The sequence below is a fragment of the Desulfosarcina cetonica JCM 12296 genome (genome assembly GCF_001311845.1).
GTDB lineage: Bacteria > Desulfobacterota > Desulfobacteria > Desulfobacterales > Desulfosarcinaceae > Desulfosarcina > Desulfosarcina cetonica.
Genome location: NZ_BBCC01000049.1, coordinates 16,452 through 33,593, shown reverse-complemented (window position 1 = coordinate 33,593; position 17,142 = coordinate 16,452). Strand labels below are relative to the sequence as shown.

Genomic DNA, 17,142 nt, shown 5'->3' with positions numbered 1-17,142 from the left:
CAGGTCGACCGGAATCGCCGGGTCGTCCTTCCATCCGGTGCGGAATTTGACGAAAAGGGGAATCTTCACGGCTTGCCGGACCGCCTCGACAATGCGGACGGCGTGGTCCGGCGTTTTCAGGAGCGCCGCGCCACTCTGCTGCTTGCAGATTGTGGCCACCGAACAGCCGAAATTGAGATCCACGCCAAACAGACCGTTGTCCTCGATGATGCGGGCGGCCGTTGCCATGGAGGCCGGTTCGGCACCAAAAATCTGCATCACCAGGTGTTGGCGTTCCGCCTCCCGCCAGCAGAAATAGGCCGAGCCATGGCGCCATTCGTGGGGGATGCGTTTGGCGCTGCACATTTCACTGAACAACAGGCCGTAGCCGCCATATCCGGCCAGTAGTTCGCGAAAGGCGATGTGGCCCAGAAAGGTCATGGGCGCCAGCACCAGTCGCCGGTCGATGGTGGCCGTGCCGATGGCCAGGGGCCGGTTGAGCCGCCGGGAAAGATCGTCTTCCATTTCAATCAACCAACGGCGTCACGGTTTCCAGGTGAGGCGCTGGGGATGGCAATAAACATTCAGGCTGTCGCCTTTGCCCAACGAGGCCAGGGTAATCTTCAGGGCCGTGGCCAGTTCGACCGCCAGGGCGGTGGGTCGCGAGACGGCCAGAATGACAGGGATGCGGGCCCGGGCGGCCTTTTGTACCAGTTCGTAACTGATGCGTGATGAAAGGGTCAGCAAACCGGCATCCGCCAGTCGTTGGTCGAGAAAAATCTGCCCGATGGCCTTATCCAGGGCATTGTGGCGGCCCACATCCTCGGCCACGGACAAAAGGTTGAGCCCATGGTCATAGATGGCGGCCGCGTGGGCGGCGCGGGTTTTTTGGCGCAGGGGCTGAAGGTCACCCAGCGGAGCAGCCGCTGCCGGGCCGCTTCACCGTCCAGGGTCTTGCTGCCGGCCACCGGCGAGAGGGCCTGAACCAGATCGGCGACGATCGATTTTCCGCAAATGCCGCAGGATGTCTGGCTGATGTAGGTGCGCCGGTCCAGGTGGTCGGCGATGCGGCTGCGGCGGTCGGCCGTGAGGGTGACCGTGACCACGTTGGTGTCTTCGCCATCGCAAAAGGCGATGTTGGTGATGTCGTCGGGGCTGTCGACAATGCCTTCACCCAGGCAGAAACCGGCCACGTGGGCCTTTTCGTTGCCGGGCGTGCGCATGATGACGGCATAGGGGGCGCCCTGGACGCGGATCGAAAGGGGTTCTTCGCCGATCAGCGGCAGGGTTGTGAGCCTGGCCTGGCCCTGTTCAACAATCTGAATTTCGTGGGGGTGACTGTCCATGGGGGTCCACCTGCTTTCGGTAATGGTGTCCTTTGATGAATGCCGACAGCCGCAGGGCCATCCGAGCTTTCGACGGCCGGCGTGTTGTCGGACAATATAAGCCATCGGCATCGCTTGTCCACGCTTTTTGGCATGAATTTTTGCTTGACAACGATAGGAGAAAGTTTAATATTTCTTATTTTTTGAACTCAGGGAAAAGATATCAGGTTTTCACAGGAGGGTGAAACATGTACGCAGTGGTTGCCACAGGCGGTAAACAATACAAGGTGGCCGAAGGAGATATCCTCAGGGTAGAGAAGCTCGCCGGCGAGGTGGGTTCGGCAATCGCTTTCGACAAGGTTCTTTTATTGTCCGACGGCGAGAATGTCAAGGTCGGCCAGCCCGAGGTCGCCGGGGTGACCGTTCACGGACAGATCGTAGCCCAGGCCAAAAACAAGAAAGTGCTGGTCTTCAAATTCAAGCGTCGCAAAGGGTATCGCCGCAAGCTGGGTCATCGTCAGCCCTATACGGCCGTACGCATCGAGCGTATCGAGGCTTAGTCCCCTCTATCCACCAACACCTGCAAGGGTTGCCGCATCAAAGATCGCTTCGGCACCCTTTTTGTTATTGAGGAGCAGATCATGGCACACAAGAAAGCAGCCGGTAGTTCAAAAAACGGTCGAGACAGCAATGCCCAGCGCCGTGGCATCAAACGGTACGGCGGTCAGCCAGTCTTGGCTGGAAACATCCTGGTCCGCCAGGTGGGCACCAAGATCCATCCCGGGGTGAACGTGGGGATGGGCAAGGATTATACACTTTTTGCCCTGATTGACGGTGTCGTCACCTATGAACGCAAAGGTCGCGACCGCAAACAGGTCAGTGTCTATGCCGCGTGAAATTCATTGACGAAATCCGCATCACCGTTCAATCGGGAAACGGTGGTGCCGGGTGCGTGAGCCTTCTGCGGGAGAAATACATTCCCAAAGGGGGGCCCGATGGTGGTGACGGGGGACGGGGTGGCGATGTGATCTTGAGAGCCACCACGCGAAGCGAACCTTATTTCACTTGCGTTTCCAGAAGCTCTACAAGGCTAAAAACGGCGCTCCCGGGCAGGGCCGCAATTGTTTCGGGAAAAGTGGTGAAGACCTGATCATCGAACTGCCTGTGGGCACCCTGGTGATCAACGCCGATACCGGAGAACTCATCAAAGACCTCGTCGACCCCGACGAGGTCTTTGTTGTTGCAAAAGGGGGGCGGGGCGGCCAGGGCAATGCCCGGTTTAAAACGGCCACCCACCGAACGCCTCGTTTTGCCCAGCCCGGTGAGCCGGGGGAGACCCTCGCGTTGCGTCTGGAATTGAAACTCTTGGCCGATGTCGGCATCATCGGGTTGCCCAATGCCGGCAAGTCGACCTTGATTTCGGCGCTTTCTTCCGCCAAGCCCAAGATCGCCGACTATCCGTTTACAACCCTGACGCCCAACCTGGGGGTGATCCGGTCCGGTTACCGGGAGCCGTTTGTCGTTGCCGATATCCCCGGTCTGATCGAAGGTGCGCATACCGGATTGGGGCTGGGGACGCGTTTTTTGCGGCATGTGGAGCGCACACGGATTCTCCTGCACCTGGTGGATGCTGCGGCCATTGATCCGGACCATCCGCTCAAGGACCTTGAAGCCGTCAATCGGGAATTGCACCAACACGACCCCGCCCTGGGCACCAAGCCCCAGCTTGTCGTGCTGAACAAAATGGATGTGGCCTGGGCCGACGATGCGGCCACGCTTTTCGAAGAGGCCTATGGCCAGGGACCCCTTCTGCGAATTTCCGCAGCGGTGGGCAGCGGCCTCGACCAGTTGACCGAAATGTTATGCAACCTGCTGGATCAACACGATGAAGCGCAATTTGAAGCAGACGGATAGCACCCTTTCAAGAGCCGTTGTGAAGGTGGGCAGCAACGTCCTCACGGCCCAGGCAGGATTGAATCTCGAGGCCATCGCCTCCATCAGCAGTCAGATTAGCCAGTTGCTCGATCAGAGCATCGAAATCATTCTGGTCTCTTCCGGCGCCATGGCTTCGGGAATGAAGAAGATGGGCTTTGCCAAGCGGCCCGAGGCCATTCCCCAGCGTCAGGCCATTGCCGCCGTTGGCCAGGCGGGGCTGATCCGCGAATGGGAAAAGGCTTTTGCCCGCTTTGATCGCCGCGTGGCCAGATTCTTTTGACCAGTGACGATCTGACGAACCGCAAACGCTATCTGAATATCCGCAACACCATGAACACCCTGCTCGAATGGCAGGTGGTGCCGATCATCAACGAGAACGACACCATCATGGTCGAGGAGATCAAGCTGGGGGACAACGACAACCTGGCGGCCATGATCGCGCTGTTGCTGGATGCGGACATCTTTATCAATCTGACCGACATTGACGGCCTCTACGACAAGGATCCCCGCGTTCACGCTGATGCGAAGTTGATTCCCCAGGTGGCGACCTACAGTCGCAGCATCGAAAAATATGCCGGCGACATCCCCGGTGCCTTGGGAACGGGAGGCATGCTGAGCAAGATCAAGGCGGCCCGCAAGGTGACCGCCGCGGGGATTCCCATGGTCATCGCCAAGGGATACCGGCCGGACATCCTGACCCGCCTGGCCGCCGGTGAGACCGAGGGCACCTTTTTCGTGCCTCGCGAGCACAAGCTGAACCGCAAGAAGTGCTGGATTGGCTACACGGTCAAGACCCAGGGAACCCTCATGGTCGACGACGGGGCCGCCCGGGCGCTGCTTTCCAACGGCAAGAGCCTTTTGCCCGGGGGCATTATCGGCGTGGAGGGGCAGTTTCCCGTCGGCGCCCCTGTGGCCGTGGTCAATCGGACCGGTGAACCCATCGGCAATGGCCTGGTGAATTATGCCGCCGATGAGATCCGCTCGATCATGGGGCTTAAATCGAGCCAGATCAAATCCCGGTTGGGCCAGAAGACCTATGACGAGGTGATCCACCGGGACAACCTGGTGATTACCAGCGAACCGGAGTGTAATTGACCCCCTCTTTTTCGGAAGGAGCGAACATGGATATTGCGCAGACCATTCAACAGATGGCCAGCGAGGCCAAAAAAGCTGCCGCTGTGATCAGTCGATGCACCTCGGATCAGAAAAACCGGGTGCTGACCGCCATGGCCGATCTCCTGGAACAGCAGGCAGAATGGATCTTTCAGGAAAACCGGAAGGATCTCGAGCGTGCCGCGGCAGCCGGGCTCTCGGCCGCCATGATCGACCGGCTCACCGTCTCGGAAAAGACCATCGCCAGCATGGCCGCCGGGCTTCGGGAAGTGGCGGCCTATGCGGACCCGGTGGGGACCATGGGGGAGACCCAGATCAGACCCAATGGCCTGCGGGTGGCGCGGATGCGCATCCCCTTGGGGGTGATCGGCATCATCTACGAATCACGGCCCAATGTCACCATCGACGCGGCCGGACTGTGCCTTAAATCCGGCAATGCGTGATTCTGCGCGGCGGTTCTGAGGCGATCCACTCCAACCAGGCCCTGGCCGGTATCATTGCCAAGGCCCTCGAGTCTGCCGGGCTGCCTGCCCAGGCGGCCCAGGTGATTCCCACGGAAGACCGCCAGGCGATCAATGCCCTCCTGGCCCAGGAGGAATATGTCGACCTGATCATTCCCCGGGGCGGCGAGGGGTTGATCCGCTTTGTCGTGGCCCATTCCAAGATTCCCGTGCTCAAGCACTACAAGGGGGTTTGCCATGTATTCGTGGATGAATCGGCGGACCTGGGCATGGCCGAGGCGATCGCTTTCAACGCCAAGGTTCAGCGCCCCGGCGTGTGCAACGCCCTGGAGACCCTGTTGGTGCACCAGGCGGTGGCCGAGAAATTCCTGCCGGCCGTGGCCCGGCGCATGCGGGCCGCCGGTGTCGAGCTGCGCGGTTGTGACCGCACCCTGGCCCTTTTGCCGGACATCACCCTTGCCACCGAAGCCGACTGGCCCGCCGAATATCTGGACCTGATCCTGGCGGTAAAGGTCGTCGACGACATGGATGCCGCCATGGCCCATATCGCCCGTTTCGGTTCCAGCCACACCGAAGCCATCGTGACCAGCGATTACCATGCTCCCAGCGGTTTTTGCGGGAAGTGGACGCCTCGGTGGTGCTGGTCAATGCATCCACCCGTTTTAACGATGGCGGTCAGCTGGGACTGGGCGCCGAAATGGGCATCAGCACCTCCAAGTTGCACGCCTTCGGCCCCATGGGGCTCGAGGAATTGACCACTCGAAAATTTGTCGTGCTGGGCGACGGGCAGGTGCGTGAGTAGGTTTTTCCGTTCCGGAAGATGCCCAACCCACGGGAAGCGCTATGCGAGCAGGAATTTTCGGCGGTACCTTCAATCCGATTCACAGCGGTCATTTGATGGTGGCCCGTAAGGTTCTGGGGCATTTCAACCTGGATCGCCTGTACCTCATTCCCTGCCGCCAGCCACCGCACAAATCGTCGGCCTTCTTGGCACCGGCCGAGCATCGCTTGCAGATGATCCGTCTGGCGATTGCCCATGATGACGACCGCCTGATGGTTTCCGACATCGAGATCCGGCGCGAGGGTCCGTCCTACACCATCGATACGATCGATCAAATGGCCGGCCGGTTGGGCGGGGGCGCCGAAATTTTTCTGGTGATGGGCCTGGATGCCTTTCTGGAACTGCATACCTGGAAGGATCAGCGTCGGATCCGGTCAGCGGTGCAAGTGGTGGTGGTGACCCGCCGGCTGGACGACGAACATGCCCAAGATGCGTCCACGGACCGAATGAACGCTTACATCCACGGCCATCTTTCCCCGGATTATGCCTTTGATGCGATCCATGCAAGCTGGCATTCGACAGGTTTGGGGCGGGCGATTCACTTGCTTTCCACCGATCCGGTGGACGTTTCATCCAGCCAGGTGCGCCAACGCATCCAGGCGGGATCGGCCATTGCCGGCCTTGTGCCAGCGGCGGTATGCACTTATATTGAAAAAAAGGAACTTTATCGATGAAAGAGACGCTTGCGGCCGAACTGGATGTTTATGTCAAAGCCGCCCTGGGCCGCAAGGCGCACCGTCCGGTATTGCTGGATGTGCGTCACCTGACCAGCCTGGCGGATGCCTTTTTGATTTGCCATGGCACATCCAACCGTCAGGTCAGCGCCATTGCCGAACATATCCAACGGGATTTGAAAAACCAGGGCATCAAGGCGCTCAGCGTCGACGGCCTCAAAGAGGGCCACTGGGTGCTGATGGACTATGGCCATATGGTGATTCATGTTTTTTTCGAAGAGACGCGCCGTTTCTACGATCTGGAAGGATTGTGGTCGGATGCCCGGCGTATCCATACCGAGAGCATGCGCCAGGGGGTCGAGGCCGCCGATAGCGATACGGATGTCGACGAGACGGTATTCATCGAGTAAGCCCTCCAATTCTTACCTATAAGGGAGCGAGCCATGCAGAAAAAGACCCATATGCTGATTATTCTCGATGGCTGGGGCATCGGTATCGACGAGCCCACCAATGCGGTGCAGATGGCCGACACACCTTACCTGGACCGGCTTTTGGCCACCTACCCGTCCACCCGACTGCTCTGTTCCGGAAAAGATGTGGGGCTACCCGCCGGCATCATGGGAAACAGCGAAGTGGGGCATTTGAACATCGGTGCCGGGCGGATTGTCTACCAGGATCTGATGCGCATCGATACGGCCATCGAGGACGGCTCCTTCTTCGAGAATCCCCAGTTGCTGGCCGTGTTGGATGCCGTGGCCAAGGGGGACAAGGCCCTGCATCTGATGGGGCTGGTCTCCGACGGCGGGGTGCACAGCCAATTGACCCATCTTTTCGCCCTTCTGGACCTGGCCCGGCGAAAAGGACTGAAGCGGGTTTATGTGCACGCCATTCTCGACGGCCGGGATACGCCGCCGGACAGCGGGGTCGGCTACCTGAAACAACTCGTCGCGCATTGCACGGCTATCGGCGCGGGTGCCGTGGCGTCCATTTGCGGCCGCTATTATGCCATGGACCGGGATAAACGCTGGGATCGCGTGGAGCGAGCCTATCGTCTGTACACCGAAGGCGAAGGTCATGCGGAAAACGATCCGCTATCCGCCGTCCAGGCGGCCTATGCGCGGGGAGAAACCGATGAATTCGTTCAGCCGGTGGCCATCGTTGGCGATGATGGCCGGCCCGTCGCCACGGTGAATGATGGCGATGGGGTCATCTTCTTCAACTTCCGGGCCGACCGTGCCCGGGAAATCACCCGGGCTTTTACCGAGAAGGGGTTCAGCGGATTTACCCGCCGGGTCGTACCGACGCTTGTCAATTACACCACCATGACCCTCTACGAGGAGGACTTCGACCTGCCCATGGTCTTCGGACCGGTGCATCTGGATAAAATCCTGGGGGAGGTGGTCAGCCAAGCCGGCCTGAACCAACTGCGGATCGCCGAAACCGAAAAATACGCCCACGTGACCTATTTTTTCAACGGCGGGGAGGAAACGCCTTTTGCCAACGAGGATCGCTGCCTGATCCCGTCACCCCGGGAGGTGGCCACCTATGATCAGAAGCCCGAGATGAGTGCGCCCCAGGTGGCCGACGAAGTGGTGGCGCGCCTCGATTCGGGGAAATACGATTTGATCATCCTCAATTTCGCCAACATGGACATGGTGGGGCACAGCGGCGTGCTGGCCGCGGCGATCAAGGCCTGCGAAACCGTGGACCGCTGCCTGGAAAAGGTCCTGGACAAGCTCCTGGCCCAGGGCGGCGTGGCTTGGTGACCGCGGACCACGGCAATTCCGAAAAGATGGCCGGCCCGGACGGCAAACCCTACACGGCCCATACGACCAATCCGGTCCGCTTGATCCTGGTGGATGATGCCCATCGGTCCGCCCGGTTGCGCGAAGGGCGCCTGGGGGATATCGCCCCAACGATTCTGGCCCTGATGGGTATCGCCCAGCCGCCGCAAATGACCGGAAAGAACCTGCTTGAGGCCTGATCGCATCTGCTCATTTGGTAAGCGCCTTCCTCTGGCATCTGATCGGGGAAGGCGTTTTTTATCCGGCTGACGGGAATTTTCTATGCGGCGGAAACGGCGATATCCACATTGAGATCATCGGCCACGGCCGAAAGTCCCTGTTTAACCGCGTCCATGGCGACGGTATCGGGAATCTGCACCTGGATATCCATGCGGTACAAGGCGCCGCCGCTTTCCGGCATGGCCCTCACCGAGGATTTGAGGTCGGCGATGTTGATGCCGCTGTCGGCCAGAAACCGGCTGATCTTGTAGACGATACCGCCGTGATCGAGTCCTTCCACGTGGATGGTATGGGTAGAAAAACCATTGGCGCGTGAGGCGCGTACCAGCTCCACGGGCCGAAAAAAGGCGGATATGCCTTTTTCCATTTCCAGGCGGCGGCAAGCCTTGGAGAGCCGTTCGGACACATCGGTGGAGGCGGCGGAGAACAGTAGAATCAGCGTGAATTCTCCGGCCAGAAGCGTCATGGAGGTATCCTCCAGATTGCAGTCGTTATCGTACAGAATTTCGGTCACATCGGCGGCAATGCCGGGCCGGTCCTGACCGAAGGCGGTCATGATGAATCGCATGCCCATACAAACTCCTTTCTGCGTTGGGTGCTTTCGGGGAAGCGACGCGGTGCTGAAACGCATGGCTACGCCAGCCGGCTCACCCCGTCAAGTGCTTGTTAACGATCCTGGTGAATATTTCCAGCCCACCCCATGCAACGGCCGGATGGCATGGTGAATCCGCCTGCGATTCCGTCATGCGATGCCCCTGCCGATGCCGCACTGGCGCGCGCCCTGCGCATGTTGACCCGACGTGACCACACCGAACAGGAGTTGGGCGTGAAGCTGCGTCAGAAAGGATTCAGCCATGCGGTGGTCGCTCACGTCCTGAAACGGTGTCGGGAACTGGGTTACCTCAATGATGCCCGGACCGCCATGCTGATGGCCGACCAACTGGCCCGTCGCGGGTATGGTCCCTTGCGCATTCGTCAGACCCTGACCGCCAAAGGACTAAATGACGCACTGATTGAACGGGCCTTGGCGCCCTGGACCGACGCGGCCGGGCAGGTGCAAGCCGCCCGTGCCCAATTGGAAAAAAGACGCGTCCGTCTGGACCGTGAACCCGATCCCTGGAAACGGCGTCAGATCGCCTACCGCTTTCTGGCCGGTCGGGGATTTCCGGCGGAAGTGATCCAGCAGGTGATGGATGACCTTGGTGAATAATCGGCCGGGGTTCTGGTCGTCCGGTCAGCGGCGCAGGTAGGTGAAGTCGGCCTTGGGCCGGCCGACATAGCAGACCTGATTGAAACGGTGGCGTTGGATCAGCGCCAGGGCCTCTTGGGCCTGGCTTTCGTTTTTGCCGAAATCCCAGAGCCAGCGCCGGTCGGAAACCAGCCTCCAGCGGTTCTGAACCTTGCTGACCTGCATGCGAACCGGATCGAAGGCCACGCAATCTTCCCCGGCCATGGCCCCGATGGGAACGCCACCCTTGGCCAGAAGGTAGGTGAAACTGGATTTCGGCCGGCCGATGAAGCAGACGCGATCCATGCGATAGTGGCGAATCACCGCGAGTGCCCGGTGGGCTGCATTGGCATCCTTGCCAAGATCGAACAGCCAGTGGCTGCCGGTGGTGATTTTCCAGCGCCCGCTTACCTGTTGAACGCCTGCAGCCATGGGATCGAAACGGACGCAATCCTGATCGGCCGCCGGTTTCGCGGGTGCCAAGGGGGCGCTGGCATGGGCGGCGTCATCCAGTCGGGTCCATCGCGTCCCCCGGAATCCAGCGGACCGCTTGACCGCACGAAGGCGGTCGCCATTTTCCCCGACCACCAGTTCCAGTGTTCCCGCACCGGTGGCGCGGCCTTTGGGCACATCCGCCCAGCTGCCCACAATCCGACCTTCCGCCAGATGGCCGGTAAAGACATTGGCCCATCTGGGCGGGACACCCTTGGCCTCGCCGTACCAATACAATTGTCCCTCATGCTCGCGCAGGTAGTAAGTTCCCCCGTCGTTGCAGGACCAGCGGCCGGTCAAATCGGCCCATGCCGTTGTTGCCAACAGGCCGCATAGGATCCAAACGACAGGCAATATGCGTTTCATGAAGGCCTCCCGCAGCCCTTTGGGTTAAAGTTTGCCCGGAACGGTGGCCTCAATCGGCGGTCGTGCTTTCCCGCCGAACCGCGCCAGCGGATCGAGCCAACCGTTCCAGGGCGCTGAGGGGATGATCGCCCATTAATCGCTGGCCGTTGATGATGAAGGCCGGAATCATGGTGACGTTCAATTCACGTGAACGCTGCCAATCCTCGTCCACGGCGGACCGGAAGGGACGCGTGTCAAGCACCCGTTCGGCTGCCGCGGGGTCCAGTCCGACATCCCTGCAGATTTCCAGCAGGACCGACCGCCGGGCGATGTTTTGCCCGTTCGCAAAATAGGCCAGGAAAACAGCCTGATGAAAGGCGTCGCCATGCTCCTGGGTGTGGGCCCATTTGTCTAACTCGTGGGCCAGACGGGTATCATAGACCGTGGTGGGCCGCACAAAGGCCATTTCGCGTTCATCGGCGACGCGCTGCAGACGGTCCAGCGTCGCGGGGATGTCCACCGGCTCGTCGCCGAAAAGCGCCTCCAGGGGCATGCCGGCTTCTGGTATTTCCGGATGAAGGGGAAACGCGTGCCACTGGATATCAAGGTTGAATCCCGCGTTGAGGGCTTCAATGCGTTTGGTATTGAGATAGCACCAGGGGCAGATATAGTCCGAGTAGATGTCCAAGGTATTCTTTTCAACGTGTTGCGTCATGGTCAATTCTCACCATCCATTATGAAATGCGGTAAATGCAGATCTCTCCGATCAGTCCCTATTCGTTTCCCACTTTCAGTTTCTTGTCAAGTGTGTTCCTATGTGCTGAAGTAAGAAGAACAGGGCTGGGAATAACAAGCGTTCCGATGAAATGATGATGCACCCAAGGTCTTAGCAATTGAACGTAAAAATACATTGGAAATTTTAGCAACATGCAAGAACAGGCTCTCGCACTGCTTCGACAAGCATTGGACGATCCAAATGCGGATTTCAGGAACGGACAGTGGGAATGCATTTTAGCCCTGCTGGATCGGCGACGCCTGCTGGTGGTCCAACGCACCGGTTGGGGAAAGAGCATGGTCTACTTCCTGGCAGCCCGCATGCTACGTGATCAGGGTGCCGGCGCGGCGCTTCTGATTTCCCCGTTGCTTTCCTTGATGCGTAACCAGATCTTGGCGGCCGAGCGTATTGGCATCCGCGCCGCCACCATCAACTCATCCAATCAAGATGAATGGGAGCAGGTCCAACAACGGTTGCACGACGATCTTGTGGATATTCTGTTGATTTCCCCTGAACGACTGGCCAACGACGATTTCCGGGAAAATGTCTTGCTGCCGGTGGCCGATCAAATCGGCCTGTTTGTGGTGGACGAGGCCCATTGTATTTCCGATTGGGGACACGATTTCAGACCCGACTACCGCCGCATCGTGCGGGTGCTGAACGCCTTGCCCAATAACATCCCTGTTCTGGCCACCACGGCCACGGCCAACGACCGCGTGGTCCGCGATGTGGCCAATCAACTCGGCAACCTGCAGATCGAACGTGGACCACTGGTCCGGGAATCCTTGCGGCTGCAGAACATCTGGCTTCCCAATCCGGTGGCCCGCATGGCCTGGCTGGCCGGGCAACTGCCGCACATTCAAGGCAGTGGTATCATTTACACCCTGACTATTCGGGACGCGGAGCGAGTGGCCCAATGGCTTCGACAAAATCATATCGGTGCCTGGGCCTACCATTCCAATGTCGAGAACCGCGAGGAACTGGAAACCCGCCTTCTGAGCAATCAAATCAAGGCCCTGGTGGCCACCGTGGCCCTTGGCATGGGTTTCGACAAACCGGATCTGGGTTTCGTGATCCATTTCCAGCGGCCGGGTTCCGTGGTGCACTACTACCAGCAGGTGGGCCGGGCCGGCCGTGCACTGGATTCGGCGTTCGGTATCCTGCTGGGCGGCCACGAGGATAAGGATATCACCGATTTTTTCATCAAGAATGCTTTTCCGCCCCAGATGCACGTCGAACAGATCCTATCGGCCCTTAACGCGGCGGATAATGGCCTTTCGATCCCGATGCTTGAGCAGCAACTGAACCTCAAAAGAGGGGATATCACCAAAACACTCAAATATCTTTCCATGGAATCACCGTCACCGGTGGTCAAACAAAAATCACGATGGTACGCCACGCCCGTCGATTATGCCATGGATCAACAGGCCATCGACCAGCTGTGCAGCCTGCGCCGGGCTGAACAGCTGGAAATGCTCGACTACATGCAGACCGATGACTGCCTGATGCAATTTCTGGCCAGGGCGTTGGACGATCCTCACGCCGAACCATGTGGTCGGTGCGCCAATTGTGTGGGACACCCGCTCTTACCCACCGCAGTAGACGCCAACCTTGCCAATGCGGCAGCCCAGTTCCTGCGCCGCAGCCACCAGATCATTGAACCCCGGAAACAATGGCCCAGTGGCGTGGCATTTCCGGAATACGGATTTTCAGGTAGAATTGCCCAAGATTTGTTAGCCGAGGAAGGGCGGACATTATGCTTGTGGGGCGATGCCGGCTGGGGCGAAATGGTCAAGCAGGGTAAATTTCAGGATGGGCGATTTTGTGATGAGCTGGTTGAGGCCTGTGCCAAAATGATTGAAATATGGCGGCCGCAACCTTCACCCCAATGGCTGGCCTGTGTGCCATCATTGAGACGTGCCGATTTGGTGCCTGATTTTACCAGGCGTCTGGCCGGTCGGTTGGGCATTCCCTTTGTTGATGTTGTGAAAAAAATTAAAGACAATCATCCCCAGAAAGAGATGCAGAACAGTTTTCTCCAGGCCAACAACCTGGATGGCGTTTTTGAAATCGATGATTCTTTGCTGCCCGATGGGGCTGCATTGTTAATTGATGATTTGGTGGATTCACGCTGGACCTTTACGGTCATTGCCGCGCTGCTTAAACGCGCGGGCTGTCCGGCCGTTTCTCCTTTGGCCTTGGCCATGAGTTCACCAAGGGGTTCGTGATATATGGGCACCGAAACGCAGCACCTGACGGAAGACGCCAAAGCGATTCTTCTCTTATGCTGCCACTTTAACAGTGGAAAGAACACCAAGGCGGAAAAGCCACTGAGCTTGGGAGAGTATAACCGGCTGGCCGACTGGATGGTGAAGGGCAAGTTGCGGCCGGCCGATTTGCTGCAATCGCCTCCCGATACGGATACATTGGGCGCGGCCTTGAACATCGACGGTCTGCGCATTCAGGGACTACTATCGCGGGGGGCGGCCATGGCCTTAGCGTGGAGAAATGGAGCCACAGTGGCATCTGGATCGTTTGCCGCAGTGATGAACGGTATCCTTCGCGCCTGAAAAAGCACTTGAAGCGCCAGGCGCCGCCGGTGTTGTTCGGCGTAGGGGATATCGGCTTGTTGGATTTGGGCGGTCTCGCGATTGTCGGGTCGCGCAATGTGGATGCCGAGGGGGAAGATTTTACTCATAAGGTGGCCCAGGCCTGTGCGAATTCTGATGTTTCGGTGGTCTCTGGAGGTGCCCGAGGGGTGGATCAGGTGGCCATGCTTTCAGCCCTGGAAACCGGTGGTAAAGCGGTTGGCATTTTAGCGGACAGCCTGCAGAAAGCCGCATTGGCGGGGAAATATCGGCAAACCATCCGGGAAAAACGATTGGTGTTGGTGTCCCCATTTCATCCCGGTTCCCGTTTCAATGTGGGCAACGCCATGGGGCGCAATAAGTATATTTATGCGCTTGCCGATTTTGCGCTGATCATCAGCGCGGAAATCAAAAAAGGTGGCACATGGGCCGGCGCAACGGAAGAATTGAAACGCGAGGAACACCGACCGGTATTTATACGCATGGGCAGCCGCGTGCCGCCAGGCAATATGGCATTGCTTGAGGTTGGCGCGCACCCTTTCCCCGAACCTCCATGGGAGGACGATTTAAACAATTTGCTTGATAGGGCAGTGCCATCTGTTGCGCATGTTCGCCAACCTTCCCAGCGATCCCTTTTTGGTGATGATCGCCGGTTGTCCGAGGTGGCCGTCGTCAAAGAAGAAACCGCTTCTTTTCAGGAAGTTTCTGAAAGACCAATCGATCCGCCGACCGGTGCTACAGCCGACAACAAACCTGATCCCAGGTTAAGCATTTACGATGCGGTGCGGCCGGTTTTGTTGGCCCTTATGGAAAACTGGATATCTTTGGCGGATCTGGCTGGGGAACTGGATGTGCGCAAAGGACAATTGGATGACTGGCTTAAACGGGCTTTGGACGAGGACGTTGTTGAGAAAAAGACCCGTCCGGTACGTTTTCGGAGGAAATATGAAACGAATTGAAAATACAATGATATTTAATGAGTTTGTCTTTCTCGGGGTAAGCAAACCGTCTTGAAAGCATTTCTTTCCAATCCAAGTCACCGGCAGACCCCTGCTGGTACGATCACCATCCAATCCTTCCTGACGCCCGAAGTGATTCAACATTACCGCTTCGATGCGCAGTTCGGCTTTCACGCCCAGTACAAATCGCTCTATACCAAACGCGAAACCTTGGAAGCCCATGCGGCTCGTACCGACACCCATGTGGTGCTTGCCCTGACGGATGATCGACGAATCATCGGCTTCGGCGTATTTGGCCCGCCGGATGCCAACGAACGCTGGCTTGACTTGGGGCCGGGTACCATGCTGGAGGTCAAGGCGGTGGAGGTGAGCCGGCGCTATCGGGCATTCCACTTGGCCTCCGACCTGCTCCTTCAGATGCTGATATACCCGCGCATTGAATCCGTGATCGCCTACATGGTGGGCTATTCCTGGACCTGGGACCTATCCGGATCGGGCCTGACCGCTCAGCAGTACCGCAATATGCTGATCCGTCTCTTCAGCACCCAGGGGTTTGTGGAACTGACGACCAACGAACCCAACATTTGCCTGAAACCGGAAAACCTTTTCATGGCCCGTATCGGCAGCGATGTCCCCGAGAAGGTTCGCCAGGACTTCAAGTGGCTGCGTTACGGCATTACCCCCTGAAGAACATCGCTCCAACCCCAATAACCGTGTGGCTTTTTGCGTACGGCCACGCGATTGCCGGTTTTGCATGGGGAAAAGAGAGCGCGTCAAACCGGTCGGTGAATGGCCGCCGCATAATCCTTGTGTTTCTGCTCGTAGGCCGTGTTGAAATGGGGACTGGAAATCAGAAAATCGGCCGTGGATCGGTTGCAGGCCGTGGGGATGTTGTAGAGCACCGACATGCGCAAGAGCGCCTTCACATCCACGTCGTGGGGTTGGGCCGACATGGGATCCCAGAAAAAGATCAGCATGTCCAGTTCTTCATTGGCGATCATGGCCCCGAGCATCTGGTCGCCGCCCAAAGGCCCGCTTTTCATGCGGGTGATGTTGAGATGGCACGCATCGGCGAGCAGTTTGCCGGTCGTTCCGGTCGCGTACAAGGCGTGCCGGGCCAAAGTGTCGGTGTGGATGCGGACCCAGGCCAAAAGGTCCTGTTTACGTTCGTCGTGGGCCACGAGGGCGATCCGTTTGCTTGCATTCATCTTTTTTGCCTTTGCGGGTTTGGCCATTTTGCGTCAGCCGCCGATCAGGATGGATTTGATGATGCTGTTGACCAGTTTGGGGTTTTCCTTCAGCCGCCGGGTGGCGTAGCCGAACCAGTGGCGGCCGTAGGGGACATACACGCGCAGGGTATGCCCGTCTGCGATGATGCGGCGCCGCAGTTCGGGGGTCACACCGTAAAGCATCTGGAATTCGTAGCGGTTCGAAGGAACCCGGTGACGTGCGATCAGGTCCAGGGCCCCATCGACCAGTGCCTTGTCGTGGGTGGCGATGCCGGGGTAGATGCCGCGTTGGAACATGAACGCCAGATCTTCCAGATAGTGGGCGTTGATTTCGTCATGGCTCTGGAAGGCTACCCGGGGCGGTTCGGCATAGATACCCTTGCACAGGCGGAAGTTGAGCGGCGTCTGCGGTGTCTGCAGCTCCACCAGGGCCTTCAGATCGTCATGGGTGCGGCGTAGATAGGCTTGGAAAACCAGGCCCACATGGTGGGGAAACTCGGCGTGCAGGCGACGAAAAAGATCGATCTCCAGATCCACGCAGGCCGAATCTTCCATGTCGATGCGAATGAAATTGGCATAGCCGGCGGCCTTGACGACGATGTCACGGATATGGCGATAGCAGGCCTCGGTATCGATCAACAGGCCGAACATGGTGGGCTTGACCGAATAGTTACCGTCGATGCCGCTTGCCTGAGACGCGTCGATCAGAGCCAGGTACGCGTCACGATTCTTCTCGGCCGCGCGGATGTCCTGGATGAACTCGCCCAGGATATCGATCGTGGTTTTTGCGCCTTCGGCATTGAGCGTGCGGCAGACCGCCATGGCTGCGTCGATGGTTTCTCCGGCAATATAGTTCCGTGAGAAAAACCACACGAGGCGCTCGGGCAAGTGTGGCAGGGTGGCGGCGATGAACCGGTTCAGCATGCGGGATTACCTCCAATCGGGATCTTCTTCTCCGACTTCTTTTTCCGTATAGCGGTCCTGGATGGCGCGGATGAAGGCGAAGCGGTTCAGGAAGATCTCCACCAGTTCGGGATCGAAATGGGTGCCGGCGCCTGGCTGATGGTTTCGATGCTGTTGGCCTCATCCCAGGGATCCTTGTAACAGCGTCTCGAACTGAGTGCGTCGTAGACATCCGCGATGGCCACGATGCGACCAAAAATGGGAATCTCCT

24 protein-coding genes and 1 pseudogene are annotated in these 17,142 nt (G+C 58.6%); 16 read left to right on the top strand and 9 right to left on the bottom strand.

Going from position 1 to position 17,142, the window contains the following annotated elements; genetic code table 11:
• The 3 genes and pseudogenes from JCM12296_RS13140 to JCM12296_RS47490 form a co-directional block, all read right to left on the bottom strand.
• The coding region (locus tag JCM12296_RS13140) for a tRNA-dihydrouridine synthase family protein (protein ID WP_172683890.1) at positions 1 to 504 on the bottom strand (504 nt) is incomplete at its 3' end.
• An 18-nt stretch (positions 505 to 522) separates the two neighbouring features.
• Entirely contained in the window at positions 523 to 840 is a 318-nt protein-coding gene (locus JCM12296_RS47495) for a formate dehydrogenase accessory sulfurtransferase FdhD (protein ID WP_281492006.1), read from the bottom strand.
• A 158-nt stretch (positions 841 to 998) separates the two neighbouring features.
• Positions 999 to 1,202: pseudogene (locus JCM12296_RS47490) on the bottom strand (formate dehydrogenase accessory sulfurtransferase FdhD); the annotation flags it as partial.
• A gap of 350 nt (positions 1,203 to 1,552) precedes the next feature.
• Between JCM12296_RS47490 and rplU the strand changes: the two are divergent.
• The 11 genes from rplU to JCM12296_RS47485 all read left to right on the top strand — a co-directional run bounded on the left by rplU (position 1,553) and on the right by JCM12296_RS47485 (position 8,312).
• Positions 1,553 to 1,864 (top strand): 50S ribosomal protein L21, encoded by a 312-nt coding sequence (gene rplU / locus JCM12296_RS13130; protein ID WP_054693648.1) that lies wholly within the window; start codon positions 1,553 to 1,555, stop codon positions 1,862 to 1,864.
• Positions 1,865 to 1,945: 81 nt separating this feature from the next.
• Positions 1,946 to 2,200 carry a 50S ribosomal protein L27 gene (gene rpmA, locus JCM12296_RS13125; protein ID WP_054693645.1) on the top strand — a complete coding sequence of 85 codons (255 nt, stop codon included), beginning with the start codon at positions 1,946 to 1,948 and terminating at the stop codon, positions 2,198 to 2,200.
• A gap of 169 nt (positions 2,201 to 2,369) precedes the next feature.
• Positions 2,370 to 3,218, top strand: a complete 849-nt coding sequence (gene cgtA, locus JCM12296_RS13120; protein ID WP_306304022.1) for an Obg family GTPase CgtA — start codon at positions 2,370 to 2,372, stop codon at positions 3,216 to 3,218.
• Complete coding sequence (locus JCM12296_RS49055) at positions 3,190 to 3,519, top strand: amino acid kinase family protein (protein ID WP_306304021.1); 330 nt, start codon at positions 3,190 to 3,192, stop codon at positions 3,517 to 3,519. The genes cgtA and JCM12296_RS49055 overlap by 29 nt, the downstream gene beginning before the upstream one ends.
• A complete protein-coding gene (proB, locus tag JCM12296_RS13115; RefSeq protein ID WP_306304020.1) occupies positions 3,516 to 4,334 on the top strand; it encodes a glutamate 5-kinase in 819 nt (272 codons plus the stop codon). Before JCM12296_RS49055 ends, proB begins: the two co-directional genes overlap by 4 nt.
• A 26-nt stretch (positions 4,335 to 4,360) precedes the next feature.
• Positions 4,361 to 4,795, top strand: coding sequence for an aldehyde dehydrogenase family protein (locus JCM12296_RS49050; RefSeq protein ID WP_306304019.1), 435 nt, complete (start codon positions 4,361 to 4,363; stop codon positions 4,793 to 4,795).
• Positions 4,792 to 5,568 carry a glutamate-5-semialdehyde dehydrogenase gene (locus JCM12296_RS49045; RefSeq protein WP_306304018.1) on the top strand — a complete coding sequence of 259 codons (777 nt, stop codon included), beginning with the start codon at positions 4,792 to 4,794 and terminating at the stop codon, positions 5,566 to 5,568. Before JCM12296_RS49050 ends, JCM12296_RS49045 begins: the two co-directional genes overlap by 4 nt.
• An 88-nt stretch (positions 5,569 to 5,656) precedes the next feature.
• A complete protein-coding gene (gene nadD, locus JCM12296_RS13105; RefSeq protein WP_054693642.1) occupies positions 5,657 to 6,328 on the top strand; it encodes a nicotinate (nicotinamide) nucleotide adenylyltransferase in 672 nt (223 codons plus the stop codon).
• On the top strand, positions 6,325 to 6,738 hold the full coding sequence (gene rsfS, locus JCM12296_RS13100) for a ribosome silencing factor (RefSeq protein WP_083456108.1): 414 nt from the start codon (positions 6,325 to 6,327) through the stop codon (positions 6,736 to 6,738). Before nadD ends, rsfS begins: the two co-directional genes overlap by 4 nt.
• 33 nt (positions 6,739 to 6,771) lie before the next feature.
• Positions 6,772 to 8,094: a 2,3-bisphosphoglycerate-independent phosphoglycerate mutase gene (gene gpmI / locus JCM12296_RS13095; RefSeq protein ID WP_281492004.1), complete on the top strand. Its 1,323-nt coding sequence runs from the start codon at positions 6,772 to 6,774 to the stop codon at positions 8,092 to 8,094.
• Positions 8,091 to 8,312, top strand: coding sequence for a hypothetical protein (locus tag JCM12296_RS47485; RefSeq protein ID WP_281492005.1), 222 nt, complete (start codon positions 8,091 to 8,093; stop codon positions 8,310 to 8,312). Before gpmI ends, JCM12296_RS47485 begins: the two co-directional genes overlap by 4 nt.
• A gap of 80 nt (positions 8,313 to 8,392) precedes the next feature.
• On the opposite strand, the gene JCM12296_RS13090 is transcribed toward JCM12296_RS47485, so the two are convergent.
• Positions 8,393 to 8,926, bottom strand: a complete 534-nt coding sequence (locus JCM12296_RS13090; RefSeq protein WP_054693638.1) for a glycine cleavage system transcriptional repressor — start codon at positions 8,924 to 8,926, stop codon at positions 8,393 to 8,395.
• Between the two features lie 144 nt (positions 8,927 to 9,070).
• Here JCM12296_RS13090 and JCM12296_RS13085 point away from each other — a divergent pair, with 144 nt between their 5' ends.
• Complete coding sequence (locus JCM12296_RS13085) at positions 9,071 to 9,562, top strand: regulatory protein RecX (RefSeq protein WP_172683889.1); 492 nt, start codon at positions 9,071 to 9,073, stop codon at positions 9,560 to 9,562.
• A gap of 24 nt (positions 9,563 to 9,586) precedes the next feature.
• Here the strand turns inward: JCM12296_RS13085 and JCM12296_RS13080 are convergent, their stop codons facing one another.
• Together JCM12296_RS13080 and JCM12296_RS13075 are read right to left on the bottom strand one after the other, a co-directional pair.
• A complete protein-coding gene (locus JCM12296_RS13080; protein WP_054693632.1) occupies positions 9,587 to 10,438 on the bottom strand; it encodes a hypothetical protein in 852 nt (283 codons plus the stop codon).
• Between the two features lie 49 nt (positions 10,439 to 10,487).
• Complete coding sequence (locus JCM12296_RS13075; protein WP_157067585.1) at positions 10,488 to 11,132, bottom strand: DsbA family oxidoreductase; 645 nt, start codon at positions 11,130 to 11,132, stop codon at positions 10,488 to 10,490.
• A 212-nt stretch (positions 11,133 to 11,344) separates the two neighbouring features.
• Here JCM12296_RS13075 and JCM12296_RS13070 point away from each other — a divergent pair, with 212 nt between their 5' ends.
• From JCM12296_RS13070 to JCM12296_RS13055, 4 genes are read left to right on the top strand one after another with little or no spacing between them, the layout of a single operon-like run.
• Complete coding sequence (locus tag JCM12296_RS13070; protein WP_054693625.1) at positions 11,345 to 13,420, top strand: RecQ family ATP-dependent DNA helicase; 2,076 nt, start codon at positions 11,345 to 11,347, stop codon at positions 13,418 to 13,420.
• 3 nt (positions 13,421 to 13,423) lie between these two features.
• Positions 13,424 to 13,762 carry a hypothetical protein gene (locus JCM12296_RS39835; protein WP_054693622.1) on the top strand — a complete coding sequence of 113 codons (339 nt, stop codon included), beginning with the start codon at positions 13,424 to 13,426 and terminating at the stop codon, positions 13,760 to 13,762.
• Positions 13,693 to 14,739 (top strand): DNA-processing protein DprA, encoded by a 1,047-nt coding sequence (locus JCM12296_RS13060; RefSeq protein WP_172683888.1) that lies wholly within the window; start codon positions 13,693 to 13,695, stop codon positions 14,737 to 14,739. Before JCM12296_RS39835 ends, JCM12296_RS13060 begins: the two co-directional genes overlap by 70 nt.
• A 51-nt stretch (positions 14,740 to 14,790) precedes the next feature.
• Positions 14,791 to 15,426 (top strand): hypothetical protein, encoded by a 636-nt coding sequence (locus JCM12296_RS13055; RefSeq protein WP_054693616.1) that lies wholly within the window; start codon positions 14,791 to 14,793, stop codon positions 15,424 to 15,426.
• Positions 15,427 to 15,512: 86 nt separating this feature from the next.
• Here the strand turns inward: JCM12296_RS13055 and JCM12296_RS13050 are convergent, their stop codons facing one another.
• The 3 genes from JCM12296_RS13050 to JCM12296_RS49790 all read right to left on the bottom strand — a co-directional run bounded on the left by JCM12296_RS13050 (position 15,513) and on the right by JCM12296_RS49790 (position 17,116).
• Positions 15,513 to 15,947: a methylglyoxal synthase gene (locus JCM12296_RS13050; RefSeq protein ID WP_157067584.1), complete on the bottom strand. Its 435-nt coding sequence runs from the start codon at positions 15,945 to 15,947 to the stop codon at positions 15,513 to 15,515.
• 33 nt (positions 15,948 to 15,980) lie between these two features.
• On the bottom strand, positions 15,981 to 16,892 hold the full coding sequence (locus tag JCM12296_RS13045; RefSeq protein WP_054693611.1) for a proline dehydrogenase family protein: 912 nt from the start codon (positions 16,890 to 16,892) through the stop codon (positions 15,981 to 15,983).
• Positions 16,893 to 16,978: 86 nt separating this feature from the next.
• Positions 16,979 to 17,116: a hypothetical protein gene (locus JCM12296_RS49790; protein ID WP_340147861.1), complete on the bottom strand. Its 138-nt coding sequence runs from the start codon at positions 17,114 to 17,116 to the stop codon at positions 16,979 to 16,981.
• Between the last annotated feature and the right edge of the window lie 26 nt (positions 17,117 to 17,142).

Excerpts from the sequence above, each read along its gene's own strand:
- rplU (WP_054693648.1), top strand. The coding sequence starts at position 1,553 with ATGTACGCAGTGGTTGCCACAGGCGGTAAACAATACAAGGTGGCCGAA.
- rpmA (WP_054693645.1), top strand. The coding sequence starts at position 1,946 with ATGGCACACAAGAAAGCAGCCGGTAGTTCAAAAAACGGTCGAGACAGC.
- JCM12296_RS49055 (WP_306304021.1), top strand. The coding sequence starts at position 3,190 with ATGAAGCGCAATTTGAAGCAGACGGATAGCACCCTTTCAAGAGCCGTT.
- JCM12296_RS49050 (WP_306304019.1), top strand. The coding sequence starts at position 4,361 with ATGGATATTGCGCAGACCATTCAACAGATGGCCAGCGAGGCCAAAAAA.
- nadD (WP_054693642.1), top strand. The coding sequence starts at position 5,657 with ATGCGAGCAGGAATTTTCGGCGGTACCTTCAATCCGATTCACAGCGGT.
- rsfS (WP_083456108.1), top strand. The coding sequence starts at position 6,325 with ATGAAAGAGACGCTTGCGGCCGAACTGGATGTTTATGTCAAAGCCGCC.
- gpmI (WP_281492004.1), top strand. The coding sequence starts at position 6,772 with ATGCAGAAAAAGACCCATATGCTGATTATTCTCGATGGCTGGGGCATC.
- JCM12296_RS13090 (WP_054693638.1), bottom strand. The coding sequence starts at position 8,926 with ATGGGCATGCGATTCATCATGACCGCCTTCGGTCAGGACCGGCCCGGC.
- JCM12296_RS13085 (WP_172683889.1), top strand. The coding sequence starts at position 9,071 with ATGGTGAATCCGCCTGCGATTCCGTCATGCGATGCCCCTGCCGATGCC.
- JCM12296_RS13080 (WP_054693632.1), bottom strand. The coding sequence starts at position 10,438 with ATGAAACGCATATTGCCTGTCGTTTGGATCCTATGCGGCCTGTTGGCA.
- JCM12296_RS13075 (WP_157067585.1), bottom strand. The coding sequence starts at position 11,132 with ATGACGCAACACGTTGAAAAGAATACCTTGGACATCTACTCGGACTAT.
- JCM12296_RS13070 (WP_054693625.1), top strand. The coding sequence starts at position 11,345 with ATGCAAGAACAGGCTCTCGCACTGCTTCGACAAGCATTGGACGATCCA.
- JCM12296_RS39835 (WP_054693622.1), top strand. The coding sequence starts at position 13,424 with ATGGGCACCGAAACGCAGCACCTGACGGAAGACGCCAAAGCGATTCTT.
- JCM12296_RS13050 (WP_157067584.1), bottom strand. The coding sequence starts at position 15,947 with ATGAATGCAAGCAAACGGATCGCCCTCGTGGCCCACGACGAACGTAAA.
- JCM12296_RS13045 (WP_054693611.1), bottom strand. The coding sequence starts at position 16,892 with ATGCTGAACCGGTTCATCGCCGCCACCCTGCCACACTTGCCCGAGCGC.